The following is a 16,238-nucleotide window of genomic DNA, read 5'->3' on the forward strand; positions in this document are numbered from 1 at the left end:
GGTTTTGGGGGGGTGGGGGCGTCTTTGATGTTGGTTTTCTGGGGGGGGGGGGGGGGGTTTCCGGGGGGAGCCCACCCGCTCCGGGCGGTCAGGCTTGATCCCTGCGCGGGCGGGCTCCCCCGGAAAACCTGACGTCCCGCAGGCTGCGTGAGTCGGTCCATCCCCGGCGGGGGATGGGATCTGGGCCTTCGCTTTGCTCGGCGGGTCGTCGGGGGGTGCGGCGGACTGACTCGAAGGGCTCGACTGGGCGGGATCGGTTCGGGGTTGCTCGATCTTGGGGTGTGTGACCCGCCGACAACGGTCGAATTCCTGGGCTGCATTGGGCATGCTGCGACAGTGGGAATCCACACTGCGGGTGGAGGGGTGTCGTGGCGAACTTTCAGTGCTCCTCGTGCGGCCAGGAGATCAAGCCGGCCGTCCGCTGCCCGCGCTGCGGTGCCCACCAGCCACAATGGGCCGAGCACCTGGCGGACATCGAGCGGTCCATCGCGGAGATGAAGGCCCGCGAGGCCGCCATCGCCAGTGAGCAACGGCAACTCGCGTCCAAGATGCAGGCCGCGATCTTCCAGCGGGACATCCTCGCGCACGCCGGCAACTCAGGTGACGAACGTCTCAAGCAGTCCGGCCGGTCACGCCGCGTGCTGCGCCGTCGCCCGCCGCGCACTGCCCCGGGCGACGGCACCACCACGGCCGCGACGGCCGACCGCACCACCCCGCCGCCACGGCGACAGCCCGCCGACGGCGCCGCCGGAGCGACGCGTACGCCACCGGGCGACGGCGCCACCTCGACGGCCCGTATGCCTGCCGGCGACGACGCCACCGGGTCCACGCGCGTCCCCACCGACGACGGTGTCACCGGCTCGACGCACATGTCCCCCGGAGACGGTGTCACCGGTCCGACGCGCTTCGCCGACGATGCCCACGGGCCGACGCGTAGGCCGCCGGGCGGCGCCGCCTCGGCCCGCAAGCAACCCGTCGACGGCAGGCGTCGGCCGCCCGGGGACGGCAGCAGCCGGGCGACGTACGGCCCGGCCGGTGGTGACGCCCCGCCACGGGTGCCCCGGCAGGGTGCCGCCTTCGGGTCCGGCGAGCCGCCTCCGGACGCGCCGGTCTGGTTGGACGCCGACGACCCGGAGCACCCGCCGGAAGCCTCCTCGCGTGAGGTGCAGAACATCCCGCTCGGGCTCGGCGCACTGCTGCTCGGGGTGGCCGCGGTGGTCTTCGCGGTGGTCGCGACCAGCTCGATGGACGCGTTGTCCCGGCTCGGCATCCTGCTGCTCGCCACCGTGCTCATGTTGCTCGCCCCGCCGGTGCTGGTCCGGCGTGGACTGACCTCCACCGCCGAGACCATCGCGGCGGTGGGCCTGCTGTTGGTGCCGCTGGCCGGGTACGCACTCTGGGCCGTCGACGCGATCGGCGCCGGCGGTGCCTCCGGCGCCGTCTTCGCCGGAGTGATCTTCGCGGTCACCGCCGCCGTCTCGGTCGGGTACGCCGGCTGGACGCGACTGCGCGCACCCCGCTTCGCGACCGTCCTGGCCGCCCAGCCGGTGGTGCCGCTGCTGGCCTACGACCGGATCAGCGGACCGGTCGGCTGGGCGCTGGTGCTGACCGTGGTGGCCCTGCTCGACCTCTGGTTGGCCCGCTCCCCGGTCACCGTGGAGCAGCTGCCCGCCGACGAGGCGAGCCCGCTCGGCCGGACGCACCCGCCCCGCCAGCGGCAGGCCGAGGGACGGCCCGAAGGAGCGCCGGAAGAGGCCGGTGAGCTGCTGGACCCGACCAACGCCGGGCGTACCGCCACGCCGACCCGGCCGGTACCCGGGCTGCGGGAGCTGACCTGGGTCTTGCACGGCGTCGCGGTCGCGGTCGCCATCGCGTACGCGGTGACCGCCCTGGTGCGGGCCATCACCGTGCCGGGCGCCACCGTGGCCGGCCTGGTGCTGCTGCTGGCCGTCGCCGTCTGCCTGGCCGGGACGCTGGTGCTTCGGCGGCCGCCACTGCCCGACATCGGCGCGGGCGTGCTCACGTTGGCCGTCATCGGCGCGCTCGGCCGGATCGCCTCGGTGGCCCTGCCCGGTCGCGCCCTGCTGCTGATCGCAGCGGTCATCACGGTCACCGGCCTGGCCGTCCGGGCGGTGCCGCAGTCCGCCCGCCGTGGCCCGCAACTCGCCTCCGCGATCGCGTTGACGGTCACCGGGGTGCTGGTCGCCGGCAGCGCCCTGCGGGCCGGGCTCGCCCCCATCCAGGCCGCCCTGCCGGCCTGGGCGGCGGACCTGGATCAGTATCCGGCCGAACTCGCCGCCTCGGTGGGACCGGCCGCCTGGCAGCTCGCCACCAGCGCCTTCCTGCTGACCGTGGCCGCCGTGCTGGCCCTGCCGCCGGAGATCCGCCGCGAGTTCGCGGTGACCGGTGCCGCGTTGACCGCGCTCGCCGTACCCGCCTCCTTCGGGCTGTCCTGGGCGTTGGCGCCCTGGCCGATGGTGGTGACCGCGATCGGGATCGGGGCGGTCGGCCTCTCCGCGCGTACCCCCCGGGCCGCCCTGGCGCACGCGATCGCCGCCACCGGCGTCGGTCTGGCCGGTGCGGGCGCGGCCCTGGCCCGCCCGGCGTCGACCGCCGCCGTGCTGCTCGCCCTCGTGCTGGCCGGCATCCTGATCGCCGCCGCGCCCCGGATCCGGCTCGCCCCGGCGACGGCCGACACCGTCTCCGCTTGGGCTGCCGGAGGCGCGGCCTTCGCCCTGCCCGGAGCGGTCGCCGCCTTCGTCGCGGCGACCCTGCCCACCGACCCGATACTCACCCCCGCCGCGCTGCGGGAGGTGACCGTCCCGGTGCTGGCGGCCAGCTTCCTCGCCGTCTGCGTCACCCTCGGCTACGCGGCCATCGTGCAGGTGTCCCAGCGCCACATTCCGACGCCGTTGTCGGTGGGTACCGGCCTCGGCGCGCTGGTGGTCGCCGCCGCCGGTTTCGGCGCACCGGGCGCCACCGTGGCCGACGCCTGGGTGGGCGCGCTGCTGCTGGTCTCCGCCGTGCTGCTCTTCCTGGCCCCGTCGATCGACAGCGGCCGTCGCGCCGACGCCACGATGGACGGCTCCGACCTGGCCGCCGCAGCGGTCACCGCGGCGTTGGTCGCCACCCTGCTGCGGATCGGCACGGTGCTGGCACCGGGTGGGCAACTCGCGGTCGCCGCCGCGCTGGTCCTGGTGGTCTCGGTGGCCGCGCGGGCCATGCCCGAGCAGTGGCGGCGCGGACCGGTGCTCGGCCTCGCCGTCGGCGGGGTGCTGATCGGGCTGCTGGCCGGGTGGATGGCGCTGCGCGGTGGCGTGGGCGTGCTGGCCACCCCCGGACCGATCTGGAACGGCGACCTCACCGGCTGGCCCGCCGCACCGACCGGCGGTACGACGTGGCAGGGACCGATCGCACTGCTGCTGCTCGCGCTGGCCGCCGGCATCCTGCTGCCGTCGCCCTGGCGCTACGACGTCGCCAACGCGGCGGTGGTGCTCGCCACCATCGGCGCCGCCGCCGCGTTCAACCTGAGCTGGTGGTCACCGGTGGTGATCGGTGCGATGGTCGCCGCCGTCCTCGGCATGGCCGCGGTCGCCGCCGTCGACCCCCGGGCCGGGCTGTCCCGGATCACCGCCGCCGGGGTGGTGGCGCTGCACGCCACCGGCGCCGGTCTGGTCCGGCCGTGGACGACCGCGCTGGCTCTGGCCAGCGTGGTGCTGATCGGTGCGGTGGTGGCGATGCTCGCCCGGTCGATGGCGGAGCCGCTGGTCGACGACATCCACGTCGAGGGAATGCCGCCGCACCTGGCGCAGATCGGCGGAGCGGGCACCGGTGCCGCGCTGCTGGCGCTGCCCGGCGCCACCGCCGCCCTGGCCGTCGAGTTCGGGCACCCGACCCAGGTGGTGCTGACCGCTGGCCTGGCCGCGTCCAGTCTCGGGCTGGCCGCGATCGCCGCCGTCCGCCGCCAGGTCCCGCAGTACCTGCCCTGGGCGAGCGCCGGGGTGGTCGGCGGGGCGAGCGTGACCGCGCTGGCCGCCGTGCCCGTGCACCTGCCGATCGGCGTGTACGCCGCCGCCGCAGCCCTGCTCGGGGTGCTCGCCGAACTGGTCCGGGGGGCCACCGAACCACCGGTCGGCGCGGCGCAGCCGGTTCGCCGGTGGACGGTCCTGCTGGACGGCGCCCTGCGCCGGCTACCCGAGGACGGCAGACGGCGTCGGTGGCGGGTCAGCCCCGCCGCCGGGGCGCTGGCCGCCGCCACGCTGCCGGTGATCCTGGCGCTGGTCTCGATCGCCCCGGCGCTGCTGGCCGCGCTCGTCGACCCGCACCGCACGCTCAGCCGGATCTGGCAGGGGCCCCCACCGGAGCTGCTGAACCCTCCGCCGGCCGCAGTGAACCCCACCCATGTGCTCACCGCGCTGCTGCTCACCGTCACCGCGGCCCTGGCCGCCACCGGATTCAGCGGCGGTCGGCGTACCCGGGCGGTGCCGGTGGTGCTGCCCGGCGCCGCGGTGACCCTGCTGATCGCCCCGGTCGCGCTCGGCAGCGGCTGGCCGTCGAGCACCCTCTCGGCGTTGGCGGTGTTCGCCATCTCGATGCTGGGGCTGGCACTGACCCCGCCGCCCCCGATCGAGGAGCGGGCCCGCTCGATCCGGCTGGCCCGGGTCCTGGTCTTCGTGATCGGGCTGGCCGCCGGTGGGGCGGGACTCGCCGGCAGCCTCGCCACCCGGGAGTTGACCCTGTTCACCCTCGCCGGTGGGGTCGCCGTCGGGGTGGTCGCCGCCCTGTACGGCACCACCTCCCGGGCGCGCATCCTCGGGTGGCTGTTCGCCTCGCTCAAGGCGCAGCTCCTGGTGCTCACCGCCGGGCTGGTGGCGGGGCTCGCCCCGGTCTGGTCGGCGTTCGGCGTGCTCGCGGTCGGTGCGGCCCTCCAGGTCTTCGCCGCGATCCTGCCCCGGTTCCGTCGCCCCGAGGCGCGGCGCGAGGCGGCGACGGTGGAGTGGAGCGGGTACGCCGCCGCACTCATCGCGCTGGCGCTGGCCTTCGACTCGCCCCGGCACATCGCCGCCCTGCTGGCCGCCTGGGGTGCGGTCCTCGGGCTCGCCGCCACCCGGCCCGGTCGACGGCCGATGGAACGCCGCATCCTGTTCTGGGGCGTGGTGATCTGCGAGATCACCGCCTGGTGGATCCTGATGTGGGTCGCCGACGTGGCGCTGCCCGAGGCGTACACGCTGCCGTTCGCGGCGTTGGCACTGCTGGTCGGCGTGCTGGAGTTGCGGCAGCGGGCCGACCTGAGCAGTTGGGTCGCGTACGGGCCGGCGCTGGTCGCGGCCTTCGTACCCACCCTGGCGATCGTGCTGGCCACCGACTCCAGCACGCTGCGGCAGGTGCTGCTGCTGCTCGGTGCGGTGGCGGTGCTGGTCTTCGGCTCCATGACCCGTCAGCAGGCGCCGGTGATCGTCGGCGCGGTGGTCACCGCCATCGCCGCCGTACACGCCCTGTTCAGCCTCGGGCCGTGGCTGGTGCTGATCCCGGTCGGTCTCCTGCTGCTCGTGCTCGGCGCCAGCAACGAACGCCGCCGCCGCGCCCAGGAACGCCTCCAGACGGCGCTGCGCGGCATGCGGTGACCGGGCCGGTCGGATGTAAGGAGGGGTCCCCTGCTAACGCCTCGTGCATAGCAGGGGGCCCCTCCTAACACACAGCGCCCCTACAGCGAAGCGCGCAGAGCCGCGTCCTTCTCGGCGACGAGCTGCTCCAGATCCGCCTGGTACGCCGACATCCGATCGACGAGCGCCGGCTCGCCGATGCCCAGGATGCGTACGGCGAGCAGCCCGGCGTTGCGCGCGTTGCCGATCGACACCGTGGCCACCGGCACCCCCGCCGGCATCTGCACGATGGACAGCAGCGAGTCCAGGCCGTCGAGGTGCTTCAACGGCACCGGCACGCCGATCACCGGCAACGGCGTGACCGAGGCGATCATGCCGGGCAGGTGGGCGGCGCCACCGGCACCCGCGATGATCACCTTCATGCCCCGCCCGGCGGCGGCCCTACCGTAGTCGATCATCTTCACCGGAGTGCGGTGGGCCGAGACCACCTCGACCTCGTACGGCACCTCGAACTCGGCGAGCACGTCGGCAGCCGCCTTCATGGTCGGCCAGTCCGAGTCGCTACCCATGATCACACCGACCGTGCTCACGCTGTTCTCCCTCTCGTTCACACCTGCGGGGCCCGCACGATCACTCCGCAGCATCGCGGAGCCGGTGACGGACGGCCCGTACGGTCACTTCGCGACGTCGCGCGGACGACGCGTACGGTCACTCCGCGCCGTCGCGGAGCCAGCGGGCGGCGCGGGCGGCCCGGGCGCGTACCTCGTCCAGGTCGTCGCCGAGCACCGTGACGTGCCCGATCTTGCGACCGGGACGGACCTGCTTGCCGTACAGGTGCACCCGGGCGGTCGGTACGGCGGCGAAGAGGTGGTGCAGCCGCTCGTCGATGGACATGCCGCCGGGCTCGCCACCGAGCACGTTCGCCATCACGACCACCCGGGCGGTCAGCGCGGTGTCGCCCATCGGGTAGTCGAGCACGGCCCGCAGGTGCTGCTCGAACTGCGATGTCCGGGCGCCCTCGATGGTCCAGTGCCCGGAGTTGTGCGGGCGCATCGCCAGCTCGTTGACCACCACACGGCTGCCGCTCGGGGCCGCCGGATCGGCCACCTCGAACAGCTCCACCGCGAGCAGGCCCACCACACCGAGCGCGGTGGCCAGGTCGATGGCGAGCTGCTGGGCCGAGACCGCCAGCTCCTCGGCGAGGTCGGGCGCGGGTGCCAGCACCTCGACACAGATGCCGTCCCGCTGCACCGTCTCCACCACCGGATAGACCGCGACCTGCCCGAACGGCGAGCGGGCCACCTGCACCGCCAACTCCCGGCGCAACGCCACCCGCTCCTCGACGATGAGCTTCGTCCCGCCGTCGAGCAGGGTCCGCACCAGGTCGTCGGCGACGGCGGCGTCGGCCACCGGCCACACGCCCCGGCCGTCGTACCCGCCCCGGGCCGCCTTGAGCATCACCGGCCAGCCCACCTCGTCGCCGAAGGCCACCACGTCGTCCGGGGCGGTGACGGGTCGCCAGGCCGGATTGGGCGCGCCGAGCCCGCCGAGCCGCTCCCGCATGACCTGCTTGTCCTGGGCGTGCACGAGTGCGTCGGCGGGCGGGAACAGCTTCACCCCCTCGGCGGTGAGGGTGCGGATGTGCTCGGTGGGCACGTGCTCGTGGTCGAAGGTGACCACGTCGCAGCTCTTGGCGAACGTGCGCAGCGCGGCCAGGTCGGTGTGGTCGCCGTACTGGACGTCGGCGGCGACCAGCGCCGCGCCGTCGTCCGGGGTGAGGGCGAGCACGCGCAGCGACTGGCCGAGGGCGATCGCGGCCTGGTGGGTCATCCGGGCCAACTGGCCGCCACCCACCATGCCGACAACAGGCAGACCGGTACGGGAATCCATAGCGGCGTCAGCCTATCCGGGCCGATCGGGGTGCCGGTCGGCGGACACCGGTGTCAGCGCAGTTGCGCCACCAGGTCGTCCACGCCGCTCACCGGCCGTCGGCAGACGAAACCCCGGCAGACGTACGCGGCGGGCCCGCCGTCGAGCAACGGCCGACCGGCCAGCAGCGGCACCCCCGGCTGGTCGGGCTGCCCGGCGACGATCACCGCACCGGGTGGGGCGTGTCGGTACGCCGCCGCGACCAGCGGATCGTTCGCCGGGTCCCCGGTGACCACCGCGATCTCGGACGGGCCGGCGAGCAGCGCCTCGCCCACGGTGGCCGCGTACCCGGTGAACCGGGCGTGCCGCCCGACGATCGGCGCGACGGTGGCCAACGCCGCCTCGGCCGCCTCCCGGTACCGGTTCTCGCCCGTGAGCGCCGCGTAGCTGACCAGGGCGGCGGCGATGGCGGAGCGGCCGGAGGGAGTGGCGTTGTCGGTCGGGTCGGCGGGCCGGGCCACCAAGCGCTCCGCGTCGTCGGCGGTGTCGTAGAACGCCCCGTCGGGGGCGGCGAAGTGCGTCAGGGCGGCGTCGAGCAGCTCACCGGCCAGCTCCAGCCACCGCCCCTCGCCGGTGACCTGGTGCATGGCGCAGAACGCCTCGGCCACGCAGCCGTAGTCCTCCAGCACGCCGGCCGGCTCCCCCACCCGGCCGTCCCGGGAGGCGCGGCGCAGCCGCCCGTCCACCACGTGCACCCGGGCCAGGTGCTCGGCGGTCTGGCGCATCGCACCGTCGGCGACGATGGCGACCCCGTCGAGCAGGTTCGCCTCGCCCTCGGTGCCGATCCGCCCGGTGGTCTCGACGAGCCGGACGAACTCGGCGAGCGCGGTGACGGCCAGCCCGTTCCAGGCGGCCACCACCTTGTCGTCGCGGGCCGGCTGCGGACGGGTGTCGCGGACGGCCAGCAGCCGGCGGACCACGTCCTGCCAGCGGGCGCGGACCTCCGGGTCGGCGTCGTCGACGTCGCGGGCCAGCCGCAGCACGCTCGTGCCGTGCTCGAAGGTGCCGTTCTCGACGACGGTGAAGAGGTCGGCGGCCCAGCGGCCGTCCTCCTCGCCGAGCGCCTCGACCAGTTGAGCCGGGGTCCAGGCGTACGTGAGCCCCTCGACGCCCTCGGTGTCCGCGTCCAGCGCCGAGGCGAAGCCCTGGCCGGGGCGGTGCAGCTCGTCGGCGAGGAACCGGGCGACGTCCCGGGCCACCCGCAGCGCCAGCGCGTCGCCGGTGAGCCGCCAGAGCTGCGTGTAGACGCGCAGCAGCAGGGCGTTGTCATAGAGCATCTTCTCGAAGTGCGGCACGGTCCAGTGCTCGTCCACCGCGTACCGGGCGAAGCCACCGGCGAGCTGGTCGTGGATGCCGCCCCGGGCCATCGCCTCGCAGGTGTGCCGGACGATCTCCAGGCTCCGCGTCGAGCCGGTGCGCTGGTGGTGCCGCAGCAGGAAGAGCAGGTTCATGTGCGGCGGGAACTTGGGAGCGCCGCCGAAGCCGCCGTGGGTCTCGTCGTACTCGTCGGCCAGTTGGTCGGCGGCGGCGTCGAGCAGGTCGGCGGTGAGCGGGGCGGTGGGGCCGCCGACGGCCTGGGCGCCGCCGATCGCCTCCACCACCGCGGCGCCCTGACGCAGTACGGCGTCGCGCTGGTCCCGCCAAGCGGTGCCGATCGACTCCAGCAGCCGGACGAAGTTCGCCCGGGGGAAGTACGTCCCGCAGAAGAACGGGGTGCCGTCCGGGGTGGCGAAGACCGTCATCGGCCAGCCGCCCTGGCCGGTCATCGCCTGGGTGGCGGTCATGTAGACGGCGTCGACGTCGGGCCGCTCCTCGCGGTCCACCTTGATCGACACGAAGCCCTCGTTGAGCAGCTTGCCGACGCCCGCGTCCTCGAACGATTCGTGCGCCATGACGTGACACCAGTGACACGCGGAGTAACCGACCGAGATGAGCACCGGCACGTCCCGCCGCTTCGCCTCGGCGAACGCCTCCTCGCACCAGGGCCACCAGTCGACCGGGTTGTCCGCGTGCTGGAGGAGGTACGGGCTGGTGGCATCCGCGAGTCGGTTCACCCGACGACCATATCCAGCCGGGCGACCGACCGCCGGTCGGACGCCGTGCGCCGGAACGCCTTCCGCCGTTCACGTCGGTCCATTTAGATCTGTGCATGTTCCCGGCGACCCGCCGGGTGACGAGGAGGTACCCCATGCGCAGATCCCGGTTCCGGTCCGCCCTCACTGCCCGCGTGGCCCGGTCCGCCCTCGCGGCCGGTGCGGCCCTGTCGACCCTCACCGCCGGCGTGCTGGTGGCAGCGTCACCGGCCTCGGCCGCCGCCGTCGACCCGGACGCCCGGATCTCGGCCACCACCGGCGTCGGTACGCACAACGCGTACGAGAAGGCGACCTACCCCTATCTGGCACAGTCCCTGGACGCCCGCCCCGGACTGATCGAGCTGGACGTGTGGCCGGACATCCTGACCCGGCAGTGGCGGGTCAGCCACTCCAACCCACTCGGCAACGACAACAACTGTGTCGCCGCCACCAGCGCGAGCCAGCTCTACTCCGGCACCCGGAACCGCAACCTGGAGCACTGCCTGGACAACATCCGGCTGTGGCTGACCGCGCACCCGGACGCCGGGCCGCTGCTGCTCAAGATCGAGCTGAAGACCGGCTTCAGTGCCCGTACCGGCCAGGGGCCGACCCATCTCGACGCGGTCCTCGCCGCCCGACTCGGCGATCGGCTGTTCACCCCGGCCGAGCTGCGCGGCGGCCACGCCTCGCTGGACGCCGCAGCCCGTGCCGACGCCTGGCCGACCCGGCGGCAGCTCGCCGGGAAGGTGATCGTCTATCTGATCCCGGGCACGGTCGAGCACGGGAACCCGACCGACGTGCTCCGCACCGACGTGGAGTACGCCCGACACCTGGTCGCGCTGGACGCGGCCGGCACCCTCGGCAGCGCGAAGGCGTTCCCCGCCGTGCACCGGGCGCGGGCCGGTGACCCCCGCACCCAGTACGCCGAGACCGGGTTGCGTCCCTGGTTCGTCGTCTTCGACGGCGACGCCAGCGCGTACGTCACCGGGTCCATCGACACCGCCTGGTACTCGGCCAACCACTACCTGCTGGTGATGACCGATGCGCACAAGGTCCCGCCCGCGATCGGCAACACCGACCCGGACGCCGCCCTTGCCCGCCTCACCGCCCTGGCCGCCCGGCACGCCAGCATCGCCTCCGCCGACTGGGCCCCGATCCCTCAGGTGGTCGCCCGGACCCTGCCACGCGCCTGACCGTCCGCCGTCCCGCCCGTGCCGCCGCCCGTCCGTCCCATACAGGAGGCGGACGGGCGGGTCGCGGTCAGGAGGCGCCGTCGGCGCGCAGCGGCAGGACGTTGCTGGGACTCTGGCGGGACAGCGAGCCGAGCACGGCACCGATCTTGTCGGCGGGCATCGGCTTGAAGAAGTGGTAACCCTGGGCGGCGGTGCAGCCCAGCTCGGCCAGGGCCGACCGCTGGGCGGCGGTCTCCACGCCCTCGGCCACCACCCGCAGCCCCAGCTCGTGGGCGAGCCCGACGGTGCTTCGGACGATCGCCGCCGCCTCCGGCGAGTCCGCCATCCGGAGTACGAACGACCGGTCCACCTTCAATTCATCGACCGGGATCCGGGTGAGGAAGGCCAAGGAGGAGAAGCCGGTGCCGAAGTCGTCCACGGCCAGCTGCACGCCCATCGACCGGAGCGCGCTGAGCACCTGGTCGATAACCTCCAGCTCGCTCATCACCACGGTCTCGGTGATCTCCAGGACCAGCCGGTCGGCCGGGACCTGGTGCCGGCGCAACGCGTCGGCGATCTCCGCCGGCAGGCGGTGGTCGAGCAGGCTGCGGGCGGAGAGGTTGACCGAGATCGGGATGTCCAGGCCCTCCCGGGCCCAGCCGGCCGCCACCCCGAGCGCCTTGTCCAGCACGTAGCGGGTGAAGTTGCCCAACTGCTCGCTGTTCTCCACCGGCCGGATGAAGTCGGCCGGCCCCAGCCAGCCCCGGCGCGGATGTCGCCAGCGGATCAGCGCCTCCACCCCGGTCGGCGCGCCGGTGGTCAGGTCCACGGCCGGCTGCAACACCAGCACGAGCTGATCGTCGGTCAGCAACGCCTCACGCAGCTCGGCGAGCAGCGCGAGCTGGTCGGTGCTGGCCGCGTCCCGGGAGCCGTCGTACGCCGCCACGCTGCCGCCACCGGACTTGGCCTGGTACATCGCGATGTCGGCCCGGCGCATCAGCTCGGTCAGGTCGGCGGTGCCGGCCGGCGCCACCACCACGCCCACGGACACCTCGACGGACATCCGTACCCCGGCCACCTCGGTCGGCGCGGCCAACCGCTCGGTGATCTCGCGGGCCTGCCGCAGCGCGTACGCCATCGGGGCGGTGCGGTCGCCGAGCACCGGGACCGAGGTCAACAGCAGCGCGAACTCGTCGCCGCCGAGCCGGGCGAGCAGGTCGCCTGCGCGGGTCAGAGCGCCCAGCCGGTTGGCGGTCAACCGCAGGAGCTGGTCACCGGCGGCGTGCCCGAGCGTGTCGTTGACCTCCTTGAACTGGTCGATGTCGAGCAGCAGCAGGGCCACCGGGTGGTCGTGCCCGAGTTTCCGCAGCGTCTGGTCGCCCTGGCCGAGCATGGCCGTCCGGTTGGCCAGCCCGGTCAGCGGGTCGTGCACCGCCTCGTACGAGGAACGCGCGGTGACCACCCGCAGCTCGCGGTGGGTGGCCGCGTCGTGCAGGGCGGCGGAGAGCGCCTCGGCGAAGGCGGCCAGCGCGTGCCGTTCCCGGTCGGTGGGCGGCGCCGTGCGGGGCAGCCGGACCCGTAGTCGGCCGACTCGATTCTCACCGACCGACAGGTCCCGGAGCAGTTCGTCCGGGGAGGACTCGTCGTCGCCGGGTGGCGCGATCTCCCGGTCGACCACCTGACCGCTGGGATCGCCCCGATATCGGCGCCAGCGACCGTCTCCCCGGACCACCTCCACGTCCACGAGCTCCGCCTCGAACACAGTGAGCGCGCCGGTCACCCCGGCGGTCGCCACACCACGCTCGTCGAGCTGGTTGAGCGCCGCCGTCGCCTCCGCGAACGACCGCCAGATACGCCGCTCGCGCTCGTCGCGCAGCCGCTGCCGGTAGGTCTGGTGCAGCAGCCACAGCGGCGCGGGCAGCAGCACCAGCCACCGTGGATCGAACTCGATCAGGGCCACCACGAGCAGGGCGGCCACCACGTTGCCGACGAACATCAGCAGCTTGCCCCGCAACGCGGCCAGCAGCGGTCGCCCGATCGGCATGTCGTGCCGCAGCGCCAGCATGACCCCACCGAGCCAGGCACCGGCCAGCAGGTACGTGAGGGCACCGGCGGCGACGGCGAGCGCGAGTGCCGGGGTCGGGGTGGCCAGCAGCGGCTCGCCGAGCGAGGTGGTGACCGACACCGCGAGGGCGACGGCGGCGGTCTGGGAGGCGGCGATGCGCACCACGTCCCAGGTGGACCTGCCCTCGTCCACCACGGACAGGATGGTCCAGGCCAGCATCATGCCGATCAGGGCCGCGGCCGGCAGCCACCCGGGAGGCACCAGATAGAGGCAGACGATCAGCGCGGCCTCGGCCCAGGTGATGGAGACCACCCCGGCGGCGGCCCGGAACCGCAGCCGGGCCAACTGCGACAGTGCGAAGAGTGCGATCGCGATGCCGAAGCGGGTCAGCCCGCCGTACGGCCCGAACGGGTCGTCGGCCGGCAGCCCGACCGGCACGCTGAGCCCCACCACGGCGGCCACCACGGCGGTGAGGACGACGGCGGCCGTCAGCAGGTGCACCCCGATCGGGGTGCGACGGCCCTCGGGCCGATCGAGCGGATGACCGGCCCTGCCGGAGGTCACCGACCCACTCCCGCCGGGCGGGAATAGGGCGCGCGGAGGGCCGAAACGACTGCGATGGTCATCGGCACCCCCTCCCGCGCACGGCATGAGGACGTCTGGTCCTCCCGGCGGAAGGCTAAGCCAAACCGGATGGTCGCAACAGGGGGCGACCATCCGGTTCAGCGTGAATCATGCCCCGATCAGCCGTCGCGACGCTGCTGACGCCGGTTGGGAGCGTCACCGGATGAATCCAGCATCACGTTCTCATCTGTCGGATCACCGACCGTTCGCTGCGCGGTGCCCGACTCGGCGGGGGCGGGCTCCTGGCCGGGGAAGTGGTCGGGCAGCCGGCGCAGCCGGGCGTTCATGTTGCGGATCAGCAGCACGGTGGCGGTGCCCAGGACGAGGATGAGGAACAGGCCCATCGGACCGGCCAGGCCCCCCGTGCGGGTGTCCCCGAAATTGTTCTGGGCGAGCACCTGGGCAGCGGTCAACATGGGATTCCTCCGGAGTGCGATGTCCGACCAGGGTAGCCCGCCGCCGGATCAGCGGGCATGGGCCGTCTCCCGGATGCCCGCGAACAGGTCCGACTCGGGCAGCGGCGAGTCGACCAGCGAGCGTACGAGCTGGAAGTCCTCCGTCGGCCAGGCGCGCTGTTGCAGCTCCATCGGCACCTGGAACCAGAAGCCGTCCGGGTCGACCTGGGTGGCGTGGGCCCGCAACGCGTCGTCCCGGACGGGGAAGTGTTCGGCGCACTCGACCCGGGTGGTGATCCGTGGACCCTTGTCCGGCCGGTGCTCCCAGCGGGTGATCCACTCCGCGTACGGCGACTCGGCGGCGCCGGTGGCCAGGACCGCCTCGTGCAGGGCGAGGATCTTGCCCTTGGAGAAGCCGATGTCGTAGTAGAGCTTGAGCGGCTGCCACGGCTCACCCAGCTCGGGGTAGCGCTCCGGGTCACCGGCCGCCTCGAAGGCCGCCACGCTGACCTTGTGGCACATGATGTGGTCCGGGTGCGGGTAGCCGCCCTCCTCGTCGTACGTGGTGACCACGTGCGGGCGGAACTGCCGCATCAGGCGGACCAGCGGACCGGCGGCCATCTCGACGTCCTGGAGTGCGAAGCAGCCCTCCGGCAGCGGCGGCAGCGGGTCGCCCTCGGGCAGGCCCGAGTCGACGAAGCCCAGCCAGGCCTGCTCGATGCCGAGGATGGCGCGGGCCGCGTCCATCTCCGCCCGGCGGATGTCGGCGATGTTGGCCCACACCTCGGGCCGGTCCAGCTTGGGGTTGAGGACACTGCCCCGCTCGCCGCCGGTGCACGTGACGACGAGCACGTCCACCCCCTCGGCGACGTATTTGGCCATGGTCGCGGCGCCCTTGCTCGACTCGTCGTCTGGGTGCGCGTGCACGGCCATGAGCCGGAGTTGTTCTGCCACGGTCGGCGCTCCTCGTCTCTGCCCCACCGGCGGGCCACGGGCCACACCGTTGACCTGCCGGAATCCTCCCCCGTCGCAGTCCCGGCCCGTGCCGGCCTGTCATATTTGACCCCAGGACCAGCACTGCCTTCACGACCAGCACTGCCCGATCGGACAGGAACGACGGCGCTCTGCCATTCTTGCCGATAGGCCCGACAACGACGCCAGGAGATACCCGCCGGTGACCGAGACGCACGCCACACCTGCATCGACCGCGCCGGTGTTCCCGCCCGGCCGGTACGGTCGCCGCCGCACGCCGGGTCGACGTCGGCGGCTGCTGACCACGCTGCTGGTGATCGCCGTGCTGATGGCGCTCACCGCCGTCTCGTTCCGGCTCTACCGGCAGTACGGCGACCCGGCCTACGACGCCCAGGTGATCACCTACGGCGAGATCACCGACCAGCAGGTGGTGGTCAACTTCCGGGTGAACCTGCCGGCGGGCGGCTCGGCGGTCTGCGCGCTGCGGGCCCGGGACCACGCCGGGGCGGAGGTGGCCCGGGAGGAGATCCCGGTGACCGCCGCCGACGGGCAGCGCAGCGTCACCGTCCGGCACACGCTCGCCACCAGCGCCCGCCCCTTCATCGGCGAGGTCGTCCGCTGCCGACCGGCGGTCTGAACCCATCCGGTACGGCCGGTAGCACCCGCCGGGACGGCAGGCCGAACGCCCGCGCGACGGTGGCCCGCACCCACCCGTGACGGTGGCCCGAACCCATCGCGACGACGGGCCGGACCCACCCGGCCTGCGGCGGGGCGGCGACCGTCGAGGCGCCGCGCGGCCCGGGGCCGCCCAGCGCACCAGCGTGATCACCGACACTCCTTGTCGTACGGCACTGGTAACTTGGAGGTTCACCTGTCAGCCAGCCCGCACAACCGAGGAGGACCGCCTGTGTCCAATGGCAACGAGGCGCCCGCCACCTGGCTGTCCCAGGACGCCTACGACCGCCTGAAGGCCGAGCTCGATGAGTTGATCGCCAACCGGCCGGTCATCGCCGCCGAGATCAACGCGCGGCGCGAGGAAGGTGACCTGCGCGAGAACGGCGGCTATCACGCCGCCCGTGAGGAGCAGGGCAAGGCCGAGGGGCGCATCCTCTATTTGAAGGAACTGCTCCGCACGGCCCAGGTCGGCGAGGCGCCGACCGTCGACGCCGTGGCACCCGGGATGGTCGTGACGATCTACTTCGACGACGACGCCGACGACACAGAGACCTTCCTGCTCGGTTCCCGGGAGATCTCCTCGACCACCGATCTCACCGTCTACAGCCCCGAGTCGGCCCTCGGCCAGGCGATCCTGGGCGGCAAGGCGGGCCAGGCCTGCACCTACACCGCGCCCAGTGGCGCGGACATCAAGGTGACCGTGGTCAGCTTCGAGCCCTTCTCCGGCTGAG

At 73.6% G+C, this 16,238-nt stretch carries 10 protein-coding genes; 4 read left to right on the forward strand and 6 right to left on the reverse strand.

Annotated elements, in window-relative coordinates:
* Window positions 1-494 precede the first annotated feature (494 nt).
* Window positions 495-5,624: an SCO7613 C-terminal domain-containing membrane protein gene (locus tag ACIBO1_RS01445; protein ID WP_396741460.1), complete on the forward strand. Its 5,130-nt coding sequence runs from the start codon at window positions 495-497 to the stop codon at window positions 5,622-5,624.
* Between the two features lie 80 nt (window positions 5,625-5,704).
* Here the strand turns inward: ACIBO1_RS01445 and purE are convergent, their stop codons facing one another.
* The 3 genes from purE to ACIBO1_RS01460 form a co-directional block, all read right to left on the reverse strand.
* On the reverse strand, window positions 5,705-6,193 hold the full coding sequence (gene purE / locus ACIBO1_RS01450) for a 5-(carboxyamino)imidazole ribonucleotide mutase (RefSeq protein WP_350695631.1): 489 nt from the start codon (window positions 6,191-6,193) through the stop codon (window positions 5,705-5,707).
* Between the two features lie 118 nt (window positions 6,194-6,311).
* On the reverse strand, window positions 6,312-7,493 hold the full coding sequence (locus tag ACIBO1_RS01455; protein ID WP_396740544.1) for a 5-(carboxyamino)imidazole ribonucleotide synthase: 1,182 nt from the start codon (window positions 7,491-7,493) through the stop codon (window positions 6,312-6,314).
* A 53-nt stretch (window positions 7,494-7,546) separates the two neighbouring features.
* Window positions 7,547-9,586: a thioredoxin domain-containing protein gene (locus tag ACIBO1_RS01460; RefSeq protein WP_396740545.1), complete on the reverse strand. Its 2,040-nt coding sequence runs from the start codon at window positions 9,584-9,586 to the stop codon at window positions 7,547-7,549.
* A 134-nt stretch (window positions 9,587-9,720) separates the two neighbouring features.
* Here ACIBO1_RS01460 and ACIBO1_RS01465 point away from each other — a divergent pair, with 134 nt between their 5' ends.
* The gene (locus ACIBO1_RS01465; RefSeq protein WP_396740547.1) at window positions 9,721-10,797 is read left to right on the forward strand and encodes a phosphatidylinositol-specific phospholipase C domain-containing protein; all 1,077 of its coding nucleotides are present in this window, start codon (window positions 9,721-9,723) and stop codon (window positions 10,795-10,797) included.
* A gap of 67 nt (window positions 10,798-10,864) precedes the next feature.
* Here the strand turns inward: ACIBO1_RS01465 and ACIBO1_RS01470 are convergent, their stop codons facing one another.
* The 3 genes from ACIBO1_RS01470 to mca form a co-directional block, all read right to left on the reverse strand.
* Complete coding sequence (locus ACIBO1_RS01470; protein ID WP_396741462.1) at window positions 10,865-13,348, reverse strand: putative bifunctional diguanylate cyclase/phosphodiesterase; 2,484 nt, start codon at window positions 13,346-13,348, stop codon at window positions 10,865-10,867.
* Between the two features lie 236 nt (window positions 13,349-13,584).
* Window positions 13,585-13,881: a hypothetical protein gene (locus tag ACIBO1_RS01475; RefSeq protein WP_396740548.1), complete on the reverse strand. Its 297-nt coding sequence runs from the start codon at window positions 13,879-13,881 to the stop codon at window positions 13,585-13,587.
* A 48-nt stretch (window positions 13,882-13,929) separates the two neighbouring features.
* Entirely contained in the window at window positions 13,930-14,814 is an 885-nt protein-coding gene (gene mca / locus ACIBO1_RS01480; protein ID WP_396740550.1) for a mycothiol conjugate amidase Mca, read from the reverse strand.
* Window positions 14,815-15,034: 220 nt separating this feature from the next.
* Here mca and ACIBO1_RS01485 point away from each other — a divergent pair, with 220 nt between their 5' ends.
* Window positions 15,035-15,469: a DUF4307 domain-containing protein gene (locus ACIBO1_RS01485; protein WP_396740552.1), complete on the forward strand. Its 435-nt coding sequence runs from the start codon at window positions 15,035-15,037 to the stop codon at window positions 15,467-15,469.
* Window positions 15,470-15,739: 270 nt separating this feature from the next.
* Window positions 15,740-16,237 carry a transcription elongation factor GreA gene (gene greA, locus ACIBO1_RS01490; protein ID WP_131053387.1) on the forward strand — a complete coding sequence of 166 codons (498 nt, stop codon included), beginning with the start codon at window positions 15,740-15,742 and terminating at the stop codon, window positions 16,235-16,237.
* Window position 16,238: the final 1 nt, after the last annotated feature.

The organism is Micromonospora sp. NPDC049903, assembly GCF_044460945.1.
GTDB lineage: Bacteria > Actinomycetota > Actinomycetes > Mycobacteriales > Micromonosporaceae > Micromonospora.

Excerpts from the sequence above, each read along its gene's own strand:
- ACIBO1_RS01465 (WP_396740547.1), top strand. The coding sequence starts at position 9,721 with ATGCGCAGATCCCGGTTCCGGTCCGCCCTCACTGCCCGCGTGGCCCGG.
- ACIBO1_RS01475 (WP_396740548.1), bottom strand. The coding sequence starts at position 13,881 with ATGTTGACCGCTGCCCAGGTGCTCGCCCAGAACAATTTCGGGGACACC.
- ACIBO1_RS01445 (WP_396741460.1), top strand. The coding sequence starts at position 495 with ATGAAGGCCCGCGAGGCCGCCATCGCCAGTGAGCAACGGCAACTCGCG.
- ACIBO1_RS01455 (WP_396740544.1), bottom strand. The coding sequence starts at position 7,493 with ATGGATTCCCGTACCGGTCTGCCTGTTGTCGGCATGGTGGGTGGCGGC.